The sequence below is a fragment of the Emticicia fluvialis genome, assembly GCF_024793945.1.
Taxonomy (GTDB): Bacteria; Bacteroidota; Bacteroidia; order Cytophagales; family Spirosomataceae; genus Emticicia; species Emticicia fluvialis.
Genome location: NZ_JANUSD010000003.1, coordinates 293,863 through 317,734, shown reverse-complemented (window position 1 = coordinate 317,734; position 23,872 = coordinate 293,863). Strand labels below are relative to the sequence as shown.

24 protein-coding genes and 1 pseudogene are annotated in these 23,872 nt (G+C 40.9%); 7 read left to right on the top strand and 18 right to left on the bottom strand.

The genetic code is table 11. The features are described from left to right. Positions 1–108 precede the first annotated feature (108 nt). The 4 genes from NZ848_RS05195 to NZ848_RS05180 all read left to right on the top strand — a co-directional run bounded on the left by NZ848_RS05195 (position 109) and on the right by NZ848_RS05180 (position 1,572). A complete protein-coding gene (locus NZ848_RS05195) occupies positions 109–396 on the top strand; it encodes a YtxH domain-containing protein (RefSeq protein ID WP_259014640.1) in 288 nt (95 codons plus the stop codon). A gap of 23 nt (positions 397–419) precedes the next feature. Further along, on the top strand, positions 420–860 hold the full coding sequence (locus tag NZ848_RS05190) for a hypothetical protein (protein WP_259014639.1): 441 nt from the start codon (positions 420–422) through the stop codon (positions 858–860). A gap of 71 nt (positions 861–931) precedes the next feature. Next, positions 932–1,267, top strand: coding sequence for a porin family protein (locus tag NZ848_RS05185; protein ID WP_259014638.1), 336 nt, complete (start codon positions 932–934; stop codon positions 1,265–1,267). After that, on the top strand, positions 1,264–1,572 hold the full coding sequence (locus NZ848_RS05180; protein ID WP_259014637.1) for a hypothetical protein: 309 nt from the start codon (positions 1,264–1,266) through the stop codon (positions 1,570–1,572). Before NZ848_RS05185 ends, NZ848_RS05180 begins: the two co-directional genes overlap by 4 nt. A 537-nt stretch (positions 1,573–2,109) precedes the next feature. Here the strand turns inward: NZ848_RS05180 and NZ848_RS05175 are convergent. Beyond that, entirely contained in the window at positions 2,110–2,742 is a 633-nt protein-coding gene (locus NZ848_RS05175) for an NAD(P)H-dependent oxidoreductase (RefSeq protein WP_253526108.1), read from the bottom strand. A 100-nt stretch (positions 2,743–2,842) separates the two neighbouring features. Between NZ848_RS05175 and NZ848_RS05170 the strand changes: the two genes are divergently transcribed. Then, positions 2,843–3,193 carry a winged helix-turn-helix transcriptional regulator gene (locus tag NZ848_RS05170; RefSeq protein WP_253526099.1) on the top strand — a complete coding sequence of 117 codons (351 nt, stop codon included), beginning with the start codon at positions 2,843–2,845 and terminating at the stop codon, positions 3,191–3,193. A gap of 100 nt (positions 3,194–3,293) precedes the next feature. Here NZ848_RS05170 and NZ848_RS05165 read toward each other — a convergent pair whose 3' ends face one another. The 9 genes from NZ848_RS05165 to NZ848_RS05125 all read right to left on the bottom strand — a co-directional run bounded on the left by NZ848_RS05165 (position 3,294) and on the right by NZ848_RS05125 (position 9,348). Then, positions 3,294–4,004 (bottom strand): NRDE family protein, encoded by a 711-nt coding sequence (locus tag NZ848_RS05165; RefSeq protein WP_259014636.1) that lies wholly within the window; start codon positions 4,002–4,004, stop codon positions 3,294–3,296. A 73-nt stretch (positions 4,005–4,077) separates the two neighbouring features. Then, positions 4,078–4,590, bottom strand: coding sequence for a DinB family protein (locus NZ848_RS05160; protein ID WP_259014635.1), 513 nt, complete (start codon positions 4,588–4,590; stop codon positions 4,078–4,080). Between the two features lie 209 nt (positions 4,591–4,799). Then, a complete protein-coding gene (locus NZ848_RS05155; RefSeq protein WP_253526093.1) occupies positions 4,800–5,468 on the bottom strand; it encodes a Crp/Fnr family transcriptional regulator in 669 nt (222 codons plus the stop codon). Positions 5,469–5,515: 47 nt separating this feature from the next. Then, positions 5,516–6,532 (bottom strand): hypothetical protein, encoded by a 1,017-nt coding sequence (locus NZ848_RS05150; RefSeq protein WP_259014634.1) that lies wholly within the window; start codon positions 6,530–6,532, stop codon positions 5,516–5,518. Positions 6,533–6,548: 16 nt separating this feature from the next. After that, positions 6,549–6,956 (bottom strand): DoxX family protein, encoded by a 408-nt coding sequence (locus NZ848_RS05145; RefSeq protein ID WP_259014633.1) that lies wholly within the window; start codon positions 6,954–6,956, stop codon positions 6,549–6,551. A gap of 17 nt (positions 6,957–6,973) precedes the next feature. Then, entirely contained in the window at positions 6,974–7,435 is a 462-nt protein-coding gene (locus NZ848_RS05140; RefSeq protein ID WP_259014632.1) for a YHS domain-containing (seleno)protein, read from the bottom strand. A gap of 18 nt (positions 7,436–7,453) precedes the next feature. Then, positions 7,454–7,906 carry a YHS domain-containing (seleno)protein gene (locus NZ848_RS05135; RefSeq protein ID WP_253526083.1) on the bottom strand — a complete coding sequence of 151 codons (453 nt, stop codon included), beginning with the start codon at positions 7,904–7,906 and terminating at the stop codon, positions 7,454–7,456. 66 nt (positions 7,907–7,972) lie between these two features. Beyond that, positions 7,973–8,593 carry a LysE family transporter gene (locus NZ848_RS05130; RefSeq protein WP_259014631.1) on the bottom strand — a complete coding sequence of 207 codons (621 nt, stop codon included), beginning with the start codon at positions 8,591–8,593 and terminating at the stop codon, positions 7,973–7,975. A 137-nt stretch (positions 8,594–8,730) separates the two neighbouring features. Continuing rightward, the gene (locus NZ848_RS05125) at positions 8,731–9,348 is read right to left on the bottom strand and encodes a MarR family winged helix-turn-helix transcriptional regulator (RefSeq protein WP_259014630.1); all 618 of its coding nucleotides are present in this window, start codon (positions 9,346–9,348) and stop codon (positions 8,731–8,733) included. Positions 9,349–9,475: 127 nt separating this feature from the next. On the opposite strand from NZ848_RS05125, the gene NZ848_RS05120 reads away from it, so the two are divergent. Together NZ848_RS05120 and NZ848_RS05115 are read left to right on the top strand one after the other, a co-directional pair. Next, positions 9,476–11,917 (top strand): TonB-dependent receptor, encoded by a 2,442-nt coding sequence (locus NZ848_RS05120; RefSeq protein WP_259014629.1) that lies wholly within the window; start codon positions 9,476–9,478, stop codon positions 11,915–11,917. Between the two features lie 837 nt (positions 11,918–12,754). Beyond that, positions 12,755–13,279 (top strand): O-acetyl-ADP-ribose deacetylase, encoded by a 525-nt coding sequence (locus NZ848_RS05115; RefSeq protein ID WP_253526052.1) that lies wholly within the window; start codon positions 12,755–12,757, stop codon positions 13,277–13,279. Between the two features lie 481 nt (positions 13,280–13,760). Here NZ848_RS05115 and NZ848_RS05110 read toward each other — a convergent pair whose 3' ends face one another. The 8 genes and pseudogenes from NZ848_RS05110 to NZ848_RS05080 form a co-directional block, all read right to left on the bottom strand. Next, positions 13,761–14,012: a DUF7683 domain-containing protein gene (locus NZ848_RS05110; RefSeq protein ID WP_259014627.1), complete on the bottom strand. Its 252-nt coding sequence runs from the start codon at positions 14,010–14,012 to the stop codon at positions 13,761–13,763. A gap of 6 nt (positions 14,013–14,018) precedes the next feature. Further along, positions 14,019–14,297: a colicin E3/pyocin S6 family cytotoxin gene (locus NZ848_RS21555; RefSeq protein WP_390890862.1), complete on the bottom strand. Its 279-nt coding sequence runs from the start codon at positions 14,295–14,297 to the stop codon at positions 14,019–14,021. Next, positions 14,287–14,838, bottom strand: a pseudogene (locus NZ848_RS05105) (RHS repeat-associated core domain-containing protein); the annotation flags it as partial. The gene NZ848_RS21555 and the pseudogene NZ848_RS05105, both read right to left, overlap by 11 nt. Positions 14,839–14,994: 156 nt before the next feature. Beyond that, the gene (locus tag NZ848_RS05100; RefSeq protein ID WP_259014626.1) at positions 14,995–15,270 is read right to left on the bottom strand and encodes a hypothetical protein; all 276 of its coding nucleotides are present in this window, start codon (positions 15,268–15,270) and stop codon (positions 14,995–14,997) included. Between the two features lie 71 nt (positions 15,271–15,341). Beyond that, on the bottom strand, positions 15,342–16,091 hold the full coding sequence (locus tag NZ848_RS05095) for an RHS repeat domain-containing protein (RefSeq protein ID WP_259014625.1): 750 nt from the start codon (positions 16,089–16,091) through the stop codon (positions 15,342–15,344). A 243-nt stretch (positions 16,092–16,334) separates the two neighbouring features. Further along, positions 16,335–16,667, bottom strand: coding sequence for a DUF1493 family protein (locus NZ848_RS05090; RefSeq protein WP_259014624.1), 333 nt, complete (start codon positions 16,665–16,667; stop codon positions 16,335–16,337). A 1-nt stretch (position 16,668) separates the two neighbouring features. Further along, positions 16,669–20,076, bottom strand: coding sequence for a DUF6443 domain-containing protein (locus NZ848_RS05085; RefSeq protein ID WP_259014623.1), 3,408 nt, complete (start codon positions 20,074–20,076; stop codon positions 16,669–16,671). Between the two features lie 14 nt (positions 20,077–20,090). Continuing rightward, a complete protein-coding gene (locus NZ848_RS05080) occupies positions 20,091–23,795 on the bottom strand; it encodes a hypothetical protein (protein ID WP_259014622.1) in 3,705 nt (1,234 codons plus the stop codon). Positions 23,796–23,872: the final 77 nt, after the last annotated feature.

Sequence of the window (23,872 nt, the reverse complement as noted above, 5' to 3'; positions counted from 1 at the left end):
CCGTAAAAAATTACGGCAGCAACCAGGTATGGGCTTTAATAGAGCAGGTAAGAACCTGATTTAAAGAAAACAGTCAATCAATATCATTAAAAGGAAAAATAAATAAATATGAATTCAGGTAAATTATTGGCAGGTATGCTGGCAGGTTTTGCAGTAGGTGCCTTAATAGGTGTTTTGTTTGCTCCTGAAAAGGGCTCAGATTCAAGAAAGAAAATTTTAAGGAAAGGCGAAGAATTGGCCGGAGACCTGAAAGATAAACTGGATGATTTTGTTGAGGCGTTCAATAAAAATTACCAGCACATGGCACAAAAAACAGACAGCATAAAAGAAGAAAAAATGGTGGAAACACCGGAAGTAAAAATTGAAAGCGCCGGGAATACGGACGCGAAAAATTAGTTTAAGTATATAAATTTATCAAAATGAAAAAGAGAATCATCGTAGTTTTGGGTATAGTATTGATGTTGGCCACTGTGTTTACCAGTTGTATTTCTAACAAAAAGAAAGTTGACAACGCCAAAGCCGAAGTGGCAGAAGCACAAAAAGATTTAGACAAAGCCAATGCAGCTTATAGAGCAGACATGGCCAGCTTTAGAAAAGAAACGTCTGAAAAAATTGCCGCCAATGAAAAAACCATTCTGGAGTTTAACGCCAAAATGGCCGACAAAAATGAAGACACAGAGATGAAATACGAGCAGAAAATTGCCGAATTGAATCTGAAAAACAAAGAAATGAAGAAGAAAATGGATAATTACAAAGAAGATGGTAAAATGAACTGGGAGAAATTTAAAACGGAGTTTAGCCATGATATGGACGAACTCGGAAAGGCCTTTAAAGGCATTGCCATAAAAAATACCAATTAACAATATTCTTGCCGGGGCTGGGTTATCTGGCTCCATTTGAAAACTATAAATTCACAAACTTTACAAAAATCATGAAAAAAATATTTTTAATTACCGCCGCCGTGGCTTTTTTAGCCATTAATGCCCACGCACAAGATAGCCGCTCTAATGCCCGCACAAAAATTCAGGTCGGGTTAAAGGCAGGCGCAAATTATTCAAACATTTACGACACCAAAGGCGAGTCATTTGATGCCGAGGCCAGATTTGGCGCAGCCGGTGGGGTATTTCTGGGCATTCCTATTGGCAGGTTTCTGGGTATTCAGCCTGAAGTAATGTATTCTCAGAAAGGGTACAAGCAAACGGGTTCAGTTTTAGGTAGTAACTATGACCTTACCCGCACCATGCACTTTATTGATGTGCCGTTTTGATTTCAATAAAGCCGGCCAACTTTATTACCTTGCAGCTTGGCCCACAGTTCTCGTATCTGTTGAAACAAAAAACTGATTTTAACACAGGTGCAGGCAGTGTTGTTCAGGAAAGCCAATTTGCCAACGATAATATCCGTAAAAATACATTAGGAGCCGTAGTGGGGCTTGATTTTAATTTTAACCGCGTTGTTTTAGGCACCAGAGCCAGCTGGGACCTCCAAAATAATAATGGCGACGGCACCTCTACCAACCCACGTTACAAAAATGCACTGGTGCAGGCAACGTTGGGGTATAGATTGTTTTAATACGCTAAAGTATAATTAAAAGCGCCGGAAACTTAAATAGACAGAAGTAATTGATTAAAAATCAATTCGATGAGCTGTTGTATTAAAAGCCCGTGAGACAGATTCAAGATATACCATCTTGAATTTTTCTTTTTTACGGCTCATTCAACTACTTATTGGACGGGCTAAACAAAAAAACATCGGTTGCCGGGTTTGTAGATTGATGATTGAGTTTTTCTTTAATGGGTTTATTGTCAGTGTTTTAGCTGATAAACAAACCCCCGAAAAGCAAATGTTCGGGATTTTATGGGGGTTTTTGGGTGTTTTAATCCTGCGAAATAACTGAAATACAGCAGACCACCAAAGCAGAGGCCACATAGCTTAATAAACTTTCATTCTCTGATTTTTTACAGATTGCCTGTTTTTATGAAAATGAACAAGACACCCAAAAATACGAGTGTCTTGTCTTTATGAAGTCTTAAACAAAGGAATTTCTTAAGAAAGCCGAACTGACCACCGCCCGGCTAATCAGTTCTTTTGTTTTGCTTGTTATGCTTGTTAAACCAGTTCGGTTACAAACGCATTTTTTGGAGTTCTTACTTTTTTTAGATTCACCAGCCAGTCGCCTTCTTGCTCGCGGTAGCCAATGGGCAAAATAACCACGCTTTTCAGGCCTTGTTCTGCCAGCCCCAGTAATTCATCCATTTTTTCTGTGTTAAAACCTTCCATGGGTGTAGCATCTACCTTTTGCTCGGCGGCGGCGGCAATGGCTAGTCCGAACGAAATATAGGCTTGTTTGGCCGAATGATTCTTGTGCCATTCTTTACCCAAAGGCTCATATAACCCCCACAGCATTTTTTGGTACCCTTCCGAGCTGTCAGCAGGCAGGCCTCTTGCTTCAGATGTTTTGGTCAATACCTCCTTTATCCTTTCAGGTGTGTACTCATCCCATGCGGCCCAAACCAACAGATGCGAACAATCAGTAATCTGGCTCTGGTTATAGGCAAATTCGCGTATTTGCTCAAGTTTTTCTTTATTGCTGATAACAAAGATTCTGTAAGGTTGTAAACCAGAAGATGAGGGCGCATATCTTGCTGCTTCCAGTATGTAGTCCAGTTTTTCTTGCGGAACAGCCGCCCCATTCATTTTTTTGGTGGCATAGCGCCATTTCAAATTATCTATAAGTGTCATAATTGATTTTTGGTTTTGTGTGGCAAATGTAAATGTTATTGTTTATATTTGTAACAAGGTAACAAAAAGTAACAGTAACATTGAAGTAACCATGTAACCCATGAGAAACGACGAATTTACCAGACATTGCAAAAGCAATATGATGGCGGTTTATGATGCTATGGACGCATTGAACGGCAAATGGAAGATATCTATCATAGCCGTGCTTTGCTATCATGATAAACGGCGGTTTTCGGATATTCTGAGAGATGTAAGCGGGATATCGAACAAAATGCTGAGCAAAGAACTAAAAGAGATGGAGATTAATAATCTTGTGAAACGAACCGTACTGGACACCCAGCCGATAACCGTTGAATATGAATTGACCGAACACGGGCGGAAATTGAAGTCTGTCATCGGCAGTTTAGCAGAATGGGGAAAAGAACACCGGAAAGAAATTATAGGTAAATGATGTACCGGCGGTTATGTTTCAATAATTGCTTATCTGCCTTCCATTTTCTTGATTAGCCTATCATTAATCTGCTGCAAATAGTACTTAAGGCAGTGGCAGCTTACTCAATTACCCTGTAGTTGTATTTTCTTTGGTTTAACAGGTCTTCATAGTAGATGGTAAAATAGTATTCATTGATAACATACTGGGTGGTTGAAAGGGTTTTAAGCACATTATCACGATTAATTCTTAAGTCATTCCTGATGTCTCCCACACCACCATTCTGGTGGAAGTCGAGTACACTGTCTGCACTTACGGGCTGTTGTAAAAAATCTGTAAACCATTGTTTTCTTGCCTCAATTACCTGAGGTGTATATAAAGTAACCGAAGACCATATCTGTGGCCTTGACACATCTATTTTTTCTGTACTGATTTGTTTACCGTTCCATCTCAATTCATGGGCAAAAAGTTCATGGCTGTTTTCAATAACTACAAGCGTGAAGGGTTCAATTCCGTCAAAATCATATCTTTCAACAAATGTGGTTACCGAACCGAACTGAAAGAAATCAGGGATAATTCTACCCCGGCTTTGCCGGTAAGGCGGGTGGGGGATATGCCTGCTAACCCCGCCATTTAAAAGACATAGGCTTAAGGCTTTGCTGCCGGCTATCCAGGTGCCATCGCTGAGTGGGTCTTTCGGATAAAAAACCTGATGCCCGTTAATGGTATATTTTCTGGGTGGAGTGGCCGTTTCACGAGCTACGGCTTCGTCTCTGTTCGATGTAAGAATGTATCCTTTGTTGCCGGTTGGTATATATGTCAGAACGCACATGGTATCAAAAGTTTTTCATCATAAATCGGCCCGTAATCATTTCGCGATTGAAAATAATCATCAGGTCGGCGGTTCAATTTTCTAAGGCCTCCAGCTGCTGTTTGTATCTGATGGTAGAGTAGGCCACACCAAAGGTCGGGTCTATTGGTATATGGCTGAAATGCTCCTGCACACCAATACGAATAAGCGCAAAATGATGAATAGAATGCTCAATCATATACACCAGCTCGCGCATAAAATTAGATTCAACAAGTTCGTGGTTTTTTTCGCTGTACCTCACCATTACCAGAAGCGGCCTGTTCAGATCCGTTTCTGTTTTAATGGCGGTTTCAATCTCCGCCAGTTTTTTATGTGTATATATTAACTCGGTTTCAATTAAAAGATTACGTTCGCGGCCATCGTAATCTACAATGCCTGTTGACGCTCCTTTAATTAAACACTGAAAAAACTCTAATGTGTGCCGCACATGCTGCCCTATACTGCTATTGTTTAAAACCGGCAGGTTTTCTGTGTAGGTTTGCGGGTTTAACTGATTGAGTAAATCTTTCAGTTGATTAAATACTTCTGTGGTTGCCTGGCTTGTCATTTCTTTTGTAGGTTTTATATGCCTGTAGCAGTAACTGAGCCTGAAACTGACTATGCGAATCATTTAATTGTTCAAATTGCGTAACAATCCAATAGGCATACTTAGCCTTGTGTTGGTTTGGTTACACGCTTTATTGACCCTGCAAATTTGATTATTTGACCTGACCCGGTTTGTCGGCCAGACGACCTAACTAAGAAAATGAAGGTAGTTTATGCATCTTTTTTTAAGATGATTTCCGTTCGGTTATAGTCTAAAATGCCTTTTTCTTTATACTCATTAAATAGTTGGGTAACTGTCTGCCGGGTGCTGCAGATAAGGCTGGCTATGTCCTGATGGGTAAGGTAGTTTTTAAGAATAATGTCTGTGTCAGCCGGTGTACCTTCTTTAGTAGCCCAATCTTTTAAGAAAATCATGAAGCGCGTCCGCACATCTTTAAACATAAGATTGGCGTATCTGCTCTGAAGCCGTTTGAATCTGAACCCCATCCATTTGGTATAGGATAAACCCAGTTGCGGATTCTTCTCCAGCAGTTGTTCAAAGTCGTCCATTCTGAAACTACAACAAATTACGTTGTCAGAAACCGCCACCGCGTATTCGTCAGACTGTGTTTCGGTTAGGGTAAACTCACCAAAAATATCGCCTTTTTGAATCACATCTTTTACAATTTCGTTGCCGTTTTCGTCTGTCTCTACAATTTTTAGCGTCCCTTTTTTAAGAAAGTAAACCCTGGTGTTTTCATCATGCGAAAACAAAATGATTTCGCCTTTCCGCGCAGTTTTGAAATTTGATATCATACATATCGACCTCAATTCAGACGACGATAGTACACTAAAAAGTTTATGGTCTCGCAGATACCAGTATTTTGTATCAAGATTCATCAGGTTCCGGAAAAATTCTATGCTAATATACAGATTGCAGACAATTTTTAACTAAAATGCTTCTTAATTATTACCCAAACTTCGGCAAGCGATAAAGGCAGATGACCTCTTTTCTGGTTATTAATGCTTATGTCGGCGCTGCGGCTCCAGTGCCAGCGTAAATCTTTATAGGCATTCAGTAAAGAGTAGGCAGGGTCGTATATATGCCCGGGGTCAGAGCTCACCCCGTTCAGTTCCATTATTTTTATGTTTTTGCCATTATACAAATCTTCAATGCTGGGCACTTTCAGGTCAAATCTACCATAATAAAACCCATCAAAACTATCGGCAATGCTGCTGAATACGGCATGTGTTTGCTCGTTAATCAAGTGGTTGGCATTTATAAATTTGGTTCCCCGGCAATGATTCCCAATGGGTTCAAGCAGGCGTTTTTCGTTTAGCGGTAGCTGCTCGTTTATCTGCTCACCTAATTTTGACTCCAGCGCCGCCAGCTGGAACCGCGCACGGGTAGACCTGCCAATCAACTCCCGGATGGTAGATTTACCGTCACCCGTAACCGTCAGAAATTCTTTTATGGTTATGGAAGAAACAATTCCGGCTGGCTCCGTAGGCACGCGGCTAAAAAGTACGCCCAATTCAATAGGATAGCTGATAAATTCCTGAATTATGTAATTTCCCTGGGCTGCCTTATGGTAGTTATGCAGTTGTTCGGCCGTTTCAATTTTGGCAACATGGGTGCCTCTTTCGCCAACATCAGGTTTGGCTATTACAGGGAAACCCATCTGCGCAGCTTTAATTAAATCAATAATGTTGCCCGGTTCTTTTTCTTTTTCTACAAAAATGGTTTTAGGTAGAAAATCGGGGTTGATTTTCCTGAGAATTTCAATCTTGCTTTCGCCATAAAAACCACCTGCTTTTATACCCGGGTTAACCGCCGTAAAAAAGGTAAACGAACGTGTTCTGATAGCCAGATACAGCCAGTACGGAGCCATTGGTAAATAAAATAACCACCAGGGCCAGTATTCATAATTGAAAGTTTTAATAACAAAAAGCGGGAGTTTCATAATAAGGCGCGTAAAATCATCTAAAAGCATTGGGAAAGAATTTTCTGGCCAATGCCAGGCCCTGTTGCCGGTGCAAAACCTGAATCACTACCGAGCAAAACAAAACAACTATGGCCAATATAAACAGTTGTCCGCCATCGCCCATTGACTCAATTCCTATAACCAGTAAATGAGCGCCAATTGCACCCAGCATTAAGCCCATGGCCAGCAGCCCCCCAACAAATGCAGTGGCCGGTAGCAGCAATAACACAGCAGTTACCAGTTCTAAAACGCCGGTGCCTATGCGGCCCCACGGTTCGGCACCCAGTTTGGAAAACAACACCACAGACTCAGGATGTGCCGTAAATTTAAAATAAAGTGTCTGAATAAGAATAACGGCAGCTATGATACGTAAGCCCAACGAAATGATTTTCTGTGTTTTCATCTGATTTGCAATGTGGGTTAGCGTATAAAATTCATCCAGTTTTTATCTGCTTTCTGCTTCAGATTCGCCTCATCTTTATTCCATTTGGGCAGTGTATTATTTACCCACGAATGATAGAAAAGATAGAGTTTCCCGTTCAGAATTTTGAATGTTTCGGGGTCAATTTCTACTTTTTCGCCCGTGGCTCCCATTGCGTAGGCACACCAGCCACCATACTGCGGCTCATATTTTTTCGGGTCTTTTAAAAAAGTTTCTTTGTTTGCAGGGCTGCCAAACCAATAGCTTGCGCCCTCATAACTGGTGTTCCATTGCTTGTTGCCTTTAATGGCTTTGTGCTCATTAAAATAGGCTACGGGGTCATAACCCTGAATGGCAAGGCCGTTTTCAAGATTAAACTGCCTGGCTCTGGTATTGGGTTGTGCCAAGGCCTGGCCAATTAACCCAACCAGTATAATGATAATTAAATAACTGCGTTTCATCTGTACGGTGGTTTGAGGTTAGTTATTGGGCTTGTTTAGCGCAGGCCAGTAATCGTTGGCTTTTTTGATGCGACCCGGAATGTCTTTCGACCATAGTTGTTTTACCTTGGGGCTGTAGTTCAGGTAAAGTTTATCTTCAACTATTGTCCAGGCGTCAGGGTCAGTGGGCGACTTGTGATTCTCGCTCACCCCAAAGGCACAAAAACCGCCGAACTGAGGCGCGTACCTGGCAGGGTCTGCCTTGAAGGCATCTAAATTGGCCTGCGAACTAAAAAGCCACGTGGCTTCATGCCATTGGTACCCAAAAGTTTCTGAACCCTTTACGGCCTTGTTTTCTGTAAAATAGGCTACGGGGTCATAGCCGTTAATGGCAATGCCATTTTTCTGGTAAATGGCATTATCTTGCGCAAAGGCGCTTCCTGCAAAAAGAAGAAGAAAAAGGATGATGATTTGAATGCGGGTGTTTTTCATTTTTGTGAAGTTTTTTTTACAAAATTGGCAGAATTGTAACTGACGGATTGTCGGCTCAATGACAATTCAGAGAAAGATTCTGAGCGTTTGGCCAACTGCCATTGAAATAAATAGCAAACCAATGGCTTTGTTGAACGAAAACCTCAGAAATAAACCGTGTAATTGACCCTGAAAACGCTTGGCCAGCCAGGCAAAAAGCAGCAGAATGGCAAATGAGCCTAAGGCTGCCCCTAATACAAATGATAGTTGCGAGCTGAAAGATTGCAAACTGTAAAACGAATGAAGATAAACCAGCACAACCAGCCAGAAAGGCAAAAGTTGCGGGTTGAGCATCCCTTTACCAAAGCCACCAAGGGTTTCTTTGTGTATTTTTGTGGTTTTTATTGCTGTAGTGGTTTTAGCCTTTGTAAAAAGGCTAAACAGGCCCGTTATTAAAAAAAACGGAATGGCGGCCAGTTGCAGGGCGTCAAGCAGTATCTGGTTTTGCATCAACAATAACCGTCCTTTAAGTGCAGCTATGGTGTAGATTACCTCAGGCAGTGAGCCGCTTACAGCCACGTAAACACCATCTTTAAAACTGCGCGAAAGTGTGGCCTGTACCACTGCCAGGTTTACCGGCCCCGGTTGTACAGAACCCAAAAAACTGATGAGGGCTGTGAGTAATAAAATGGCTAATGGCTCTGGCATACATAATTGGTTTGTATGCAACAAACCTAAGATATGCGTGCCGGATGAATTGTCTGCCTGCCGACATTTGAGACAAAACCCGGCCAGAGCAGAAATGCAGTAAAGAAAATTGTAACTGAGTTATTATGCACAAACCCTTAGTTAAGCAATTGCTTCAATACGTCTTCATTGTTTTCTTCAAAATAGGGGTGATGATAATGGTGCAGCTTCATCAAGGCTTGCAACAACTGATTTTTTTCTTCAATGCTCAGATCGCCTACAATGTGGCCCGACATCTTCTGGATTCCGTTTTGAATCAGACCAAATTGGGTGCGCCCCTTGTCTGTCAGTGATAATAGTTTTGACCGGGCATCGGCTGGATTTTCTCTTTCCTGTAGCATCCCGTCGCGAAGCAACCTTTTCAGTACCTCATTGCCCGACGATTTTTCTTGTATGCACATCCTGAGCACATCTATTTTCTTAAACTCTTTGTCAGGAAAAAGAGATACCAGCACGGCAAAGTCATCAAGCGAGTAGATTTCAGTATTTCTGAAAACCCGTTTGGCATAAAATTGAGCATACTTGTAGGCAATTCCTAAAAACATAGAAATGAGCCCGTCTTGCGAAGGTATCATGCTTTGTGACTTGGGCTGTGTTTTATTGGCTTCGTTGATAATCCAGGACACAAATTGCTCTTTTTGCCAACGCTGGGCGTTTGTTTGCTGCTGATACGCCTCTGCCAACGCTATAATTTCTTTTAAAATACTGTAGTCCATATACTATTGTTAACAATATTTGAAACGCAAAATGGTATTATACCATTCATTTAAAAAATATTTTGTTTTACATAAAACATTTAAAACCTGAAATTGTTTTATGTAAAACTAATCTAATTTATTTGGTATGAAAACCATTAAACTCTACTTCTTTTTTTTGTTGTTATTTTTTAGTTTTTCAGCTTTTGCCCAGAATACAGGTGCCATTTACGGTAAAGTAATTGATAAAAACACGCAGGAACCACTGATAGGAGCCACCGTAGGTGTAGAGAAATCATCACAGGGTACCACAACCGACCTGGAAGGTAACTTTCGTTTATCGTTACCCGTTGGTAGCTACAACCTGAAAGTAACTTATGTTGGTTACCAGACACTTGTTAAATATAATATCAACCTTACCTCTGGTAATGCGCAGTCTGTCAATTTTGAATTACAGGCCGAAACAGCTACACTGGGGGAAGTAACGGTGAAAAATCAACGGGCAAAATCAGCCCTTGCTTCAGACGTAATGACACCGCTGTCGGTGCAGACCCTTACAGTTGAAGAAATCAGGAGTAATCCGGGTGGAAACTTTGATGTTTCAAAAGTGATTCAGGCGCTGCCGGGTGTAGCCGGAACCACAGGAAGCGGGGGTTTCAGAAACGATATAATATTGAGAGGCGGCGGCCCCAATGAGAACATCTATTATCTTGATGGCATAGAAATACCGGTGCTTAACCACTTTTCAACGCAGGGTAGCGCCGGTGGACCCGCAGGTATAATCAATACCGCTTTTGTAGACGATATTAAGCTGAGTACCTCGGCATTTATTGCGCAATTTGATAACGCCCTTTCGGGTGTTTTTGAAATTAACCAGAAAGTGGGTAACGCAGAACGCTTACAAAGCAATATCCGCCTAAGCGCAACCGAATTGGCCGCAACCTTTGATGGCAAACTGAGCGACAAAACCAATTTTCTTCTTTCGGGGCGTCGGTCTTATCTGCAACTTTTGTTTAAGTTGATAGACCTGCCCATCAGACCTAATTACTGGGATTTCCAGACAAAAATCACACATAAACTCGGAGAAAAAACCACGTTGAATCTGATAGGTATAGGCGCCATAGACGACTTTAAGTTTGCGTTACCCAAAGACCCCAGCCCCGAAAATATCTATATATTCAGAAATTCTTCATTGATTAATCAGTGGAACTACACCGCAGGGGCGTCTGTCAAGCACCTCATTAACAAAGGTTTCATTAATGTGGCGCTCAGCCGGAATCACCTGAACAACTCATTAGAGCGCTACGAAGACAACAATAACCCCGAGCCGCAGTCGCAGAATCTGTTTTCACAATCAAAAGAGGTGGAAACCAAGCTAAGAGCATACCTTAAAAAATCGCGCAATGGTTTTACTTACAGCTTTGGCGGAGTAATACAGTATGTGAATTACCGGAACGATTTCTTTCAGAAAATAAGAAATCGTGTAACAGACCAAAACGGGAATGTAATACAGCCGGAAGTAGCGTATCGGTTTATGACCGACCTTAACTTCTGGAAATATGGCGCTTTTGCACAAGTTGGTAAGACATTTGCCAATCAGGTGAGTGTATCGGGCGGGCTAAGAACCGATATGAACAGCTTTACTGATGAGGGGCAGAATCCACTCAGAACGCTTTCGCCCCGCATCTCGGTTTCGGCACCTTTAAGCAGTAATTTCAGACTTAATGCCGCCTGGGGAAGCTATTACAAAATACCTATTTATACAGTGCTGGGCTTTAAAGATGCGCAGGGTAACTATACCAACCGCAACAACAAATACATTAACACCCTGCATTATGCACTAGGGTTGGAGTATCTGCCCAAGCCCGATTTGAGATTCACGGTTGAAGGTTTTTATAAAGATTACAGAAATTATCCGGTAACTACCCTTAACAATATTTCGCTGGCTAACCTGGGAGGCGAATTTGGCGCCATTGGTAATGAGGCGGTGAGGTCTGTGGGCAGAGGTGAAACATACGGAGTTGAATTTTTTGTACAGCAAAAACTGGTAAAACGTAATTTTCTGACACTCTCTTACACCTTTGTGAGAAGCAAGTTTGGTGGGCAGAATACCGCACTAAGGCCATCGGCATGGGATGTACGGCATCTGGTGTCTTTTATTTATGGCCTGAAATTGAACAAACAATGGGAGTTAGGACTGAAATACAGGTTTGCAGGCGGTAGCCCCTACACACCTTATGACCTGGCCGCATCGCAGCAGAATTACCTGACATTAGGGCAGGGGATTCTTGATTACACCCGTTTAAATTCGGTTCGACTGAAAGCCTTTAATCAGGTAGATATACGTGTGGATAAAAAATGGAATTACCCGCGCTGGACCCTCGATTTATTTCTGGATGTACAGAACGTACTTGCCTTTAAGAATGAGTCTATGCCTTATTTTACCTTTAAACGCAAGGCCGATAATTCCGACTTTGAGTCGAGCGACGGACAATCGATCAGGCCCGACGGCTCAAATGCCATTCCGGTTATATTAGATAACTTGTCTGGCAGGCCAACCCCAAGCCTTGGGTTTATTATTGAGTTTTAGATCTGGCGGTGCATTTGTATTGTTGGCGTTCTGATTTTATAATTTAAACGCCGAGCTAAGAAAATACCACCCAGGCAACATAAAATACAAACCAACCATTGGCAAACATCAGATTGATTGTTTGTTGCTGTTTCAAAAGGTTTCAGTAAAATCTTTTAAAAACAGCAACAAACAATTTAGGATCTTCAACTGATACCATGTTTTTTCAACATGATTTTCCTGTCAATGCATCGGTGCCGTAGCATAGCCTAACCCCATCAAACCGCCCTATACTCGCATTATAAGTTCTAGCGCCAAAGCTAATTCTTCTTAAATTAAACGTGGTTTGCTTTTCTTTATTTTGGTATTCAGTAAAGGGCGGGGCAGGGGTTGTGTGAGCTTCAAATTATTCAACTGGTGAATAAATATGTTAACATCCATCTTCTATTCAAATTGAAAAGATATTTTTAAAGACTGCTGGGAAACCAATAAGAATCAAATAAATTTCCTGTCCTTACCTTATATTTTTTAATTGCTGTTACAATTTTTAAACTATTAAAATAATATATATTTTGGAAGCAACGGAATATAATTTGAAATAGAACTCACCAGACCTACATCTGGACTAACTGTAAATCTACTAATTAAATCAGTTGGATTTTTAACCATTTTACTTTTATCTAATTCAACAATATGTTTAATTTCAATATTAAATTCATTGACGGTAATATTTTGTTATCAAAGGCAGAAAGGTGAAATCTAAAAGCATTATATTGTAATTGCTGCGAGTGTAATAAAACTCACTTTATCTGCGTTTGAATGGATTTGATAATTGTTTTTGTTACTTTTTCATAAATAATGCAAAATAATCTAATGATAGAGGTCTTAAAAGGTGATATTACAAAAATTCAGGTTGATGCTATTGTAAATGCGGCCAATACATCTTTGCTGGGAGGAGGAGGGGTGGATGGTGCAATTCATAGGGCTGGTGGTAAAGCTATACTTGAAGAATGTCAAAAAATACGGAGCAAGCAAGGGGGCTGTAAAGTTGGTGAAGCCGTTATAACAAATGCCGGAGCACTGCCTGCTAAATTTGTTATTCATACTGTAGGGCCAGTTTGGAATAATGGCAAAAGTAATGAAGAGTACCTGTTGTCATTGGCCTATTTAAATAGCCTTAAATTGGCATTAGACAACGGAGTAAGGACAATTTCTTTTCCCAATATTAGCACGGGTATTTATAAATTTCCTAAGGAAAAAGCTGCTGGAATTGCCATTCAAACAGTGTCTGACTTTTTGCCTACTTCAGATAATATTGAAAAGGTTTTCTTTGTATGCTTTGATGAAGAAAACTATAAAATCTATTCTAAACTTTTAATGTAAATAGGACTAAATTTGTATTAACCCCCAAGGGTCAAAAGAAGTTTCAGAGGTTTTAGCCAGTGCTGTGCCGTTAGCTTTATAAGCTAAACGGGTATTGCCCAGATGGTCGGTGTGGAAATAGTCATACGACCAAGCTCCACTTTGATAAACCCCTCTGCCTTCTGGAGAAGCCAGTTGATAGAAAGCACCATTCTTAAAAACCAAGCCGTCAAGGTATTCCTAGTATTCTCCTGTCGAATAAGTGGTTTTGTATAAGCACCCCGAGCCATCATAGAAGTTTTTAATCCATCTGTTGTTGGTGAGCTGTATCTCAATGGGTTAACTCAAACCTTTTTCGTTAATCACTTCGCCAGCAAAGTTATAGCCAAGATTGGCTTTATAGACTCTACGAGTTAAGTCCCCATACTAAGAAAGCCCATCCAATAAAAATTATCGTATGGGCTTTCTTAAGAGGATAGTTTTTAAATGATAAAACCTTTATTTATGACGAGACATTATAGCATTCTAAAAAATAACTGTAATTTGAAAAATCAAATTCTATGTTAGTATATTTTTTTAGGACTGTGGCTTGATTTTCTTTTATTTCATAAACGAAATAAAGATAAATATCATCCTCTGGAGAGGGAACAAAAATAGTATTTAAAATATCTAAAGATAAATTTATTGGATATTCACCTACTAATTCTTCGCTTTCTTTATTATAATATGCAATAATTCTTTGTACTTCTTCCATTAGATTTTATTTTTGAGTTGTTCTTCCAGGTACAGGTTCTTTTGTCATTTCACCGGTGTTAGGATCGGCTGAACCTTGGTGTTTACCCTTATTATTATAAACTTCAACATCCCAATGTTGATAATCCCATTCTAATATTTTTCCGTCTGGTAATACCCATCTGGCTCTGCCGCTTTTTGGCTTATCTCTTCTGGCATCAGGGAAACCAGGTAATGTTTTGGGTGGAACATGATAATTTACTGGAGAATTGTCAGGGTTGTAACTATGATAAACTTCATAACCTATATGTTATCCCCTCAACAATAGCTGTTCCTGCTAGAACGACAGGAATCGCTGGATCATCTAGTACACCTATACCTGTAACATCATCGGCAGCCAAAGCTCCTGCTATCATCATACCGCCAGCTAGTATAGAACTTGCCGGATTATTTTGACGACTAGGAGTAACAATAGCACTTCCTTCTCCATTATAAACTATACCTGTTGGACTATCGTAAGTAAATAAACTTTTATTATCCCTATAAATATCATATTCTTTACTATTAGGACAAGTAGGGCAAGTCCCGATATAAGCATAATGATCATTTATTTCAAGAGGGGTTATATCTTCTCCATCTTTACCACAACCCTTACAAGACATTCCTGTTGGGTCTGTATTCTTAACAGGATTATTCCCTACATAGTTATATGGAGATAAAGAATAGTAATTATCCGCCAACTCATCCACCCCATCAAACCGCCCTATACTCGCATTATAAGTCCTTGCACCAAAGCTAATTCTTCGCAAATTAAACGTACTTTCCTTTTCTTTATTTTGATATTCAAATTTGGTTGGGGTTGCAGCGGTTTAATTTTCGTTTCATTTGACTGCTTAATAAAAAGGCCATCCAATAAATAGTCTATTGAATGGCCTTGGACAAAATGCTCTTACTTAAATATGTTAAGTATAAGATAATTTAAATAGAATTTGGACATAACAGATTTAAGTAACATCGGTTTTAACAATGTTGACCATAAGGAAGCCAGCTTTAAGCCCTATACTAAAATGCCACACATTTTTAACCGTATTTATTGGAGTAGGTATTTCCGAATCAATAATACATAATAATTCACCTTTGTTTTTTTCTCCAAGGTATTTTATTTCACTAACATCCAAGTTTTTGCACCAGTCAATTAATCCTTCTTTAAGATTGTTTGCATTAATTTGACTTATATATGTGCCACCTCTGAATTCCATTATAAATGTGTAGGTGTTCATTTTTTTATTTTGAATTTATCTGAGCTTAAAAGTAATTTGAATATTTAAAATAATGTGTACTTTGTTTTAAGTTAATTGCTTCCTTTTGCTTTCCTACTATGGTTTTCACCAGTATTATCCATTTTTTGTTTCTCGTGTTTAAACTGTTTTTCTAATTTTTTCTCTAATTCTTTATCTTCGGGTGTTTTATTTGCCTTTGATTTTGCCGCATCGTATTCTTTTTTTACCTTCTCATATTTTTCTTTTGCAACTTCTCTTGCTTTTTGATTAGCATGAGCGCTATTTTTATTTCCTGAAGAAACATTACTTTTTTTGTTATCCCCTGAATTGCTTTTCCCTTGTGAATTTAAATTACTTAGCGCCTTAGAAATAGTATTAACTCCATTCCCCGCAGTGGCTATCGCAGCTGCACCAACTGGTAGTGCAATTGGCGTAGCAGCACCTCCAGTAACCAATTCTAAACCACCAGCGCCAAGCGTGCCTAAACCTCCTGTAATTAACTGAACCCCACCACTAAGAAGTGACAAACCATCTCCAAACTTCCTGCCATTTTCATACGCACTACCTCTATATCCACCACCATCCAGCGAAGTTGGGATAGGTGAGTTATTATCAATAAATCTGAGCGTTGCACCAGCCACAAAATCAATAGCATTTTGGCAACAACTCTCACCCATTAATCCATCAGCATCAGAAAAACGGACAGGGTTATTGAAAGAATAATGGTACAAACTAAGCTGCTCTTGTCCTTCAATTACCGGGTCAACTCTGTCAAAACGCCCAATTGTTGGGTTATAACCTCTGGCACCTAACCGAATCAAATTCAGATTAAAAGTACTTTCTTTTTCTCTATTTAAAAACTCAAATCAATTGCAAATAAACCAATATCAATAGAAGTTTTGGAAGTCTGGGTGAGTGCGGAATTGTTTGTTTGAAAGACCTTATGGGTGCTGCGAAGATGGTTAATATATTCAAAAAGGCCACCCAATAAATAAGCTATTGGATGGCCTTAAACTAATTATTCGGATTTAAATTAGTCAGTTTATTTCCGGATAAAAAATATCCTAAAGGGTGTTTTTTTTATTGTTGCACATAAATTCAAAAAGCATTTTTATAGTTAACTCCTCTTTAGGTATTCGTTGTTTTTTTAGCTTTAATAGATGTTGCCAAGTAAAAGTATTAAGTTCAGATTCCTCTAAAAAATATTTCTGAAAATCGAATTCTTCAAAACTGACGTGAAATTCTTTTGATAAATCTTCGAACAAACAAAATACATCATCACCATCAATAGGACAAATTCTGGTTCCATCTCTAATTATTGTTTCATCATTAAATAAATCTTCATAAGGAAATTTTTCCTTTAGAAAAAGCTTAAGATTATTTAAGGTTAATTCCATGTTATTCATTTGTTTTATCATAGACAGCTTGCCCTGCTTCTTTTCCTCCGTAAAAACCTCCTATTCCAGCGCCAATAGTAATTACGCCGTGTGCAACCCAACCCCAAGGTCCGGCAAAATCAATACCTGACGCCGTAAGTGCTGTACCTGTTGCCGTCGCTGAGGCCCAAGCACCTGCCCAACCACCTCCTTCTACAAATAAAGCTTCAGTTTTATTTTCGGCCGTCGCAATTTTGTAAATAGACATTCCTGCGTTAATACCAATTATCCCCCTGCCTAAGAGAGGGGTTGTTCTTCCTATAACTCCTCCTAATCTTGTTGACCTTATTGGATAATTATAACCCATAATTCCTATTCTTTTAGGCAATTTGGTTCTCAACCATCTAGGAGTATCTCCTAATTTGGGTCTAAGGTATTTTGAAGCAATAGAAGTACCTGGGGTTGCACCACTAAATTTGCCTCTTGTGGAGATTTTATTATCCCCTAAGTAATTTAGAGCTTGGCCTGATCCATATATTAAACCACTATAGTCATTAGATGTTCGTCTACCATAAATTGTTGGCCCTTGTCCATTGCCATTTACTACTATCCCAGTCTGTTTATCATATGTAAAAAGCGACTCGCTCTTTCGATATTCATCATATTTGGGGTCATTAGGACAGGTTGGGCAAACTGCAATTCTATTATCACCTTCAATACGGCTTGGACTTAAACCCAATAAATCGACATAATTTAAAGGACTGCTATATGTAAAGTGGTAAGGAGTCCAAGATTCTTGTTCGTCAGTAACAGGATCCACCCCATCAAACCGCCCTATACTGGCATTATAAGTCCTTGCGCCAAAGCTAATTCTTCGCAAATTAAACGTACTTTCCTTTTCTTTATTTTGATATTCAAATTTATTTTGAAAACCATTCACTAAACCTACATCTTTTAACACAATCCCCCAAGGGTCAAAAGAAGTTTCAGAGGTCTTAGTCAATGCGCTGCCGTTTGCTTTATAGGCTACACGGGTGTTACCCAAGTGATCAGTTATAAAATACTCATAAGACCAGGCTCCGCTTTCATAATTCGCTCTGCCTTCAGGTGTGGTAAGCTGATAAAAAGCGCCGTTCTTGAAAACCATCCCGTCCAGATACTCCCAGTATTCACCGGTAGAATAACTCGTTTTGTACAATCGCCCGGCACCATCATAGAAGTTCTTTATCCATCGGCCACCCGTCAGCTGAATTTCAATTGGCTGATTAACAAAAGTGTTGTAAATAATATCGGTGATGTCTTCGTTCTTATCAGCCTTCAAAGCGCCGTTGGCATAATAGGTGTAGTCGTCTGTTCCTGAGTTGCGGTTCACAAAATCAACCTCATAATTACCTGTTACGGCGTCTTCAACCTTTGTTAAACGGTTACCAGCGTAAGTATAAGTCAGGTTGTCCATCAGCCCATAGGTGGTGCTGCTTATCTTACCATTCCGCTGCATGCTGGTGATGTTTCCGTTTCTGTCGTAATTAATGGCCGCCAACCCATAGCTTTCAGAGCCTAAGCCACTATAAGTGGCCGATTTGAGGCGCGAGATGTTGTCATAGCTGAAGGTATAAGTGCGCAGCCCCGACGGAGCATTGTTGTTACTGGCCTGCCAGTATTGCTTGCCAATGTTGCCATCATAATACCCGGCTGTTTCATAATCCAGCTTATAGCTGAACAAATCACCCTGGCTGGCATTGGGGACAGGGTTACCCGAACCATCCAGATTAATGCCCCGTAGTTGCCCCCGCAGGTGGTAGGTATAATCGGTAGTCTGCAAACCGCTGATAGCAGTGCCATTGGCAGTATAAGACCCTGTGGCTCTTACTTTAGCCTGTTTCAAACGTCCGGCCTCATCATACTCCGACCTTCTGATTTCAGCTACCGCGGTGTTGATACCATGCGATACTTTCGTTTGTCGGCCGGTGTTGTCATATTCATAAGTAGTAAGCGATTCCGTATTGGCCATACCATCTGCCTGATACAGCACTTTTTCGTTGATAACCTCACCTGCAAAATTATAGCCCAGGTTGGTAACTACAGCCTTGGCCCAGGGAGTGGCTCCGCCCTTATCATGTACACGGTAGGTTTGTATTTTCCGTCCTTTGTAGTCGTAATAATAAACGTTATGATAAACCTTGTTGAGGTCATCCTGACTGCGGGCAAAGTAACCCGTCTGTAATCCTTTGCTATTACTGTAATAATCGCCCGAATTAAAGGCGCTGCTGGCATTGAATGCCCATTCACCTGCTATCCAGCCATAGTTGTCATATAAATTGTAGATTTTTTCGTCAGTAGAGACATAACTAATCGGAAAACTGACGTTTGAGTATCCTATAAAGTCGCTCACCCAGGTTTCATAAGTGGCACTTGCCCCATCAAACGCGGTTTGTAAGGTGGCCCTGCTTGAAGCATTGGTTAATTCACCCATCACAATCACGCGGCCAAGTGCGTCATATTTTGTAAACGACCATTTGTTTAATGCCGCCTGGCTGGCGTCCTGAGCCAGAACCGGCATGTCGTTTTTGTCATAGACAATAGACGACCAGCCCGCGCCGGGTACGTGTTTTTCAATCACCCTTCCGGCAGCGTCATAGTTATAGGCAAACACCCATTTGGTAAAGGCATCAGAGTTTTTGGCAATGCTTGCCACCAGGTTTTTGCCTTCCGGTTGCAGCACCGCCCGCAACCGCTGCCACTCGTCATACACATAATAAGTAATATAAGTAGCGCCACCCACAGGCTTTTCTATTTGTATCAGGTTGCCTGCTTTATCTTTAATTTCAACGGTAGTATTGCCCTGTTCATCAACCACCCGGGTTTTAAAAAGGCTATTACTCGGGAACGTGCCGTTAAGAGTAATATTCCCGGTGGCATCGGCATTGTACAGATGCACCGCACTACCGGCTAACTCATCAAAAGTCTGGGTTCTTTTGGTACTGGTACGCCAGGCCTGGCCGGGGCCATATTGTTCTCTCAGGCGGTTCATCGGCGAGTTGTCAAAAGCAGTCGCCTCGCTGTAAGCGTAATTATCTCCGTAAAAAGTGGTGGCAAGCCCAAAAGGGTTGCTCTGATACTCTCCGGTTTGTACGGTAGCGGGCGCATTCAACGCCGTTTTCACGGCACGGCCAAATCCGTCGTAGGCTTTCCCTTCAAATACTATGTCTTTCCCTAACGGCGACTGTTTATAACCCACCGTTTGTAAAGGACGGCCGAGGCCGTCCATATACTGTATTGAAATAACTGCCTTAGATGCGTCGCCGGCATCAGCAGTGTTTGCGCCACTGATACGGAAAGCGCTGTGCGCCACCGCATTTTTATGATTGGTAATGGTTTGCCCCCAGCCGCATAGCGGAAGCAAAAGCCATAAGAAAATGGTTTTTTTCATTGGTATCTGTGGATTTAAAGTGCTACCCCGTTAATGGTAATGTTGGTAAAAGTTGTATTGTTGGCATTACCCCATAAGGCAAAACCGAGATAGAAATTAGTGCCGAAGTCGAGCGTAGTGGCGGCCGTACCTGTCAGGCTGAACGAGTCGTTCCATGCATTGTTGGCTTCAGGATTACTGTTGGTGCTATAATAGCCCTTAATGGTACTTCCAGTCTTTACCACCTTTATCCAGGTCTGGTTCACGGCAGATGGGGCATAGCTGTAAAGACCACCCGTTGCACCGTCAGAATCACGTTTGAGTTCGCCAACATTTGCATTGCCATCCTGAATCAGGGTGTAAAATTTGGCATTGGCATTAAGGTTACTCCTTATCATGATTCCAGATCTGTCGCCATCATCACCAGGAATAGAATTGATTTTAGCAATGATGGTTACATTTCCGGTAAAAGCTTTGTATATCCAGTGGAAGGTATCAGAAGTACTGCCAACAATGCCATTGCCAAGCATAGTCAGGTTTCCTGAACTATTTTGCGTACAACCGGCTGATGCATGTGTTCCCACATCCATTGCGCTCCAGGTAGCTGGCAAGCCCGGTAGCGTAATGGCATTAGAAGCGGCGCTTTCGCAGGTTGCCACTTTACATTTAGCAGTGTAAGAAGTGGTGGTAGTAGTACCAACAGATATAGAAGTACCCGTGGCTCCGTTCGACCATTGTACCGTTCCTGTTGAACAACCTGAAGCTGTTAACGTGACAGAACAAAGCGTGGTGGCTGTTGTTGAAATAGTGGGTGCCGACGGTGCGGTACAAGCCTCAGAGGCCGTAGCATAAAAATAGCGGTAGTGGTCGGTCAGGTAGTCTCTGTGGTCTTTTATAGAGCTTAACCTGTTGGTGCCGTCATACTCAAAGTTGGTTTTTAAACCGTTGGGCGCCGTAATCTGGCTAAAACCTGCACCCGACTTCATAACGCCTGATGTTACCAGAGCAGCAGGCAGATTGCTTCTCAGGTTAGTGCCAAGGGCTTCAACATTGGCTGCACTGTAAGTATCGGCTGCGGTTTCAAGGCTGCCAATTACAGCCTCAACGTTGGCCACGCTGGCATTCTGAACCGACACAACGGGGTAGGAGTGCTTATATGCCCAAACATAAGTAGTTGGCGGCTGGCTGAGCCTTTGTATTTCTATCGGGTTACCCTTGCTGCTATATTTTCTGGTTTCCAGTAATTTAAACTGAGGCAGAATGTACTGCGCTTTGTTATGCGTGTGCGTAGCAAGAGAAGCGTTTTCGTAACGGTAAATTTCAATCGGATTCCCCTTGGTATCACTTTTAATCATTACACCGTCAATTACATAGTTGTCTACCTTACGGATAACTTTCAAAGGCAAGCCAATGATATTCTTGCTTTTCAGCTGGTCAATGTTGGTGCCTGCAATGTTGTTGTAGTCATTCGCGTAGTAAGTAATCGTTGAGTCTACCTTATTCTTGCTGTTGGTTGTTCTGGTGGCTCTCTGAAGCATCTCCGACGTGTATGCGTAACTGACAGTATTGCTTAAAGCCACACCTCCGGAGTATTCTGCAGTAGTAGTTGACTCCAACTTGTATTGATCGGTGAATACCGGAGTTCTTACATGTGTGAAATAGTTATAAACCTCTGATGAAGAAAGAGCTTGCTGGTCACAAGCCATTATTCTACCTGCTTTAAATCCATATCTTGTTATTGGATAAATGGGAGTAGTATTATAAGTATTAGTCGACTCTTGAGCGAGTGTATATGTTAACCCGGTTCTCTCATAAGTCTGTTCTTTTTTCAGATTTCCGCTTCGCCAGTTTAAATTAACAGTAGCAGCGTGGGGCGGTACTTCAATCGGATCTCCGGCATAAAAATTGCTAATATATTCATAAACTTTTTTCCCGTTCTCACCTGTGCCTCCATACGTCTCGGTTACTTTTCGGTACTCTACCTGATACCCATCCCAATTGTATAAAATATTGTCAGAAACGATATATTTCTTTCCACAGGACGTGCATGGTCCCGTGGAGTTAGATAATTTTCCCACCTCAATTTCTGAAATATAATAAGGCTCTGCCCAAAGTTTAGCCTGTTCATAAGTAATAATTCTTTCGTTCGATTTTAAAGTACCTGTATAATCTACAATACGCGAGACCCGGTTGCCACCTATCTGAAATCTGCTGCTATCATCTACAACTGCTTCAGGTGTTTGCGTTTGTAAAAAGAAGGGAATAGCCGAAGTTTTGAAGTTAACCATGTTTGGTTCATAGTATATTTCTGTGTATCCTTTTGTAGGATAGTTTATCCTTTTGAGCATACCTATCTTGGAATAAGTATTATCAGCCCGTCTGTTGGCTAATGTTTCTGTGGTCAAAGGAGTAGTGGTAATCTGAGAATAATCTACATCCGGAACTTTACTGTTAGGGTTGTATTTCCCGTTGTAATAACCCCAATGGTCTACAGAATTGTTAGGCTCACGAAAGCCACTCGGTGTCTTTAGAGAGGGGATGGGAATATCTCCGCCTACTTTTTCAAAGTATTCAAAAGAGGTAGTCTGCACTGCAGCAAACGGCGTTTTGTTTTCAATGAAAGACACCGAATTCAGTTGAAGACGGTCATTTATTCCTATATAGCCATAATTGAACCCAATCCGGTTAGTTTCCAGGCTCGCTTCATCATACACCAAAATTGCTGAAAGACCCTTGGCTTTGGTTCCTACAATGTCTATCAGGTCATTTCGGCTAAAGAATTGAAAATCTACCGTCTTACCTTTCCATGTAATATTATCCAGCAGGTACTGCCCGATATTTGTATCAGTATAGGTTACGCTCTTATCATATGAGCCTTTGTTTCTACAGTCAGGGTCTGCAACAGCTCCTGTGGAGAAAGAAACACTCGGAGCATAAGTCTGATAGGTAATGTCTTCGATATAATTGAAATTTACCTCAACTCCATTAGGAGATGTAATTTTCGTAAGATACCATGTAGCACTATTCATATTTGTGGGAGTACCATTTGGATTTAAAGCGGTTCCCTCATAAAATGTTCCGAAATTGGCTTTACGCAATGTGAAAGCAAACAGGTAGCCTTTTTCGTCAGTAATAGTGAATGAATTGGATGCGTATGCAATTTTAACAGGCATTTTGTTCATTAGAATGATACTGTCGGCATGGAAGTAAAACTTACCGCTTCTGCCCAGAAAATTGAACGAGAACAAATCATATTGAGAGTCTTTAACACTATTCATTACATCGTTCAAATATTCATATCTGGTTGGTTCAACGACTGTACCGTTCAGATAATTCAGCATTTCACTACGAATGTCCGGCTGTTGTAATCCGTTAGTGCCAAAATCAGGAATACCATTAACATTCTGAACAATGGTTCCGCCAACATCCAGGTTCCAGCCATTGCCCACCCATGTGGGTACATCCTGAGGTTTAAGCCCCGTGTTGTTATACGCTAACTGAATAGGAATAGTTAAATTTTCGTCTACCTGAATCTGATAAATAGGAAGGTTGTAATTGAGTTGCCCGGTGCTGAAATTGATCGGCACATTGCCAAATTCCTGCGTTTTGGCAGCATTGGGAGGTAATAGCCTTAGCCTGCTTGATAGCCCCTCAAAAGGTGCTACAAGTGATGAGCCTTGCTGAGCCGCTGCACTAAGCGAGAGGCAAATAAACAAAGCAAAAAAGATTGTTTTTCTCATTGAATTTCCTGCGTGTTTGATTTAGTGTTAAAAAGAATATGAACAAATAAGGCATGGCAATGCCTGCCCGATGATTA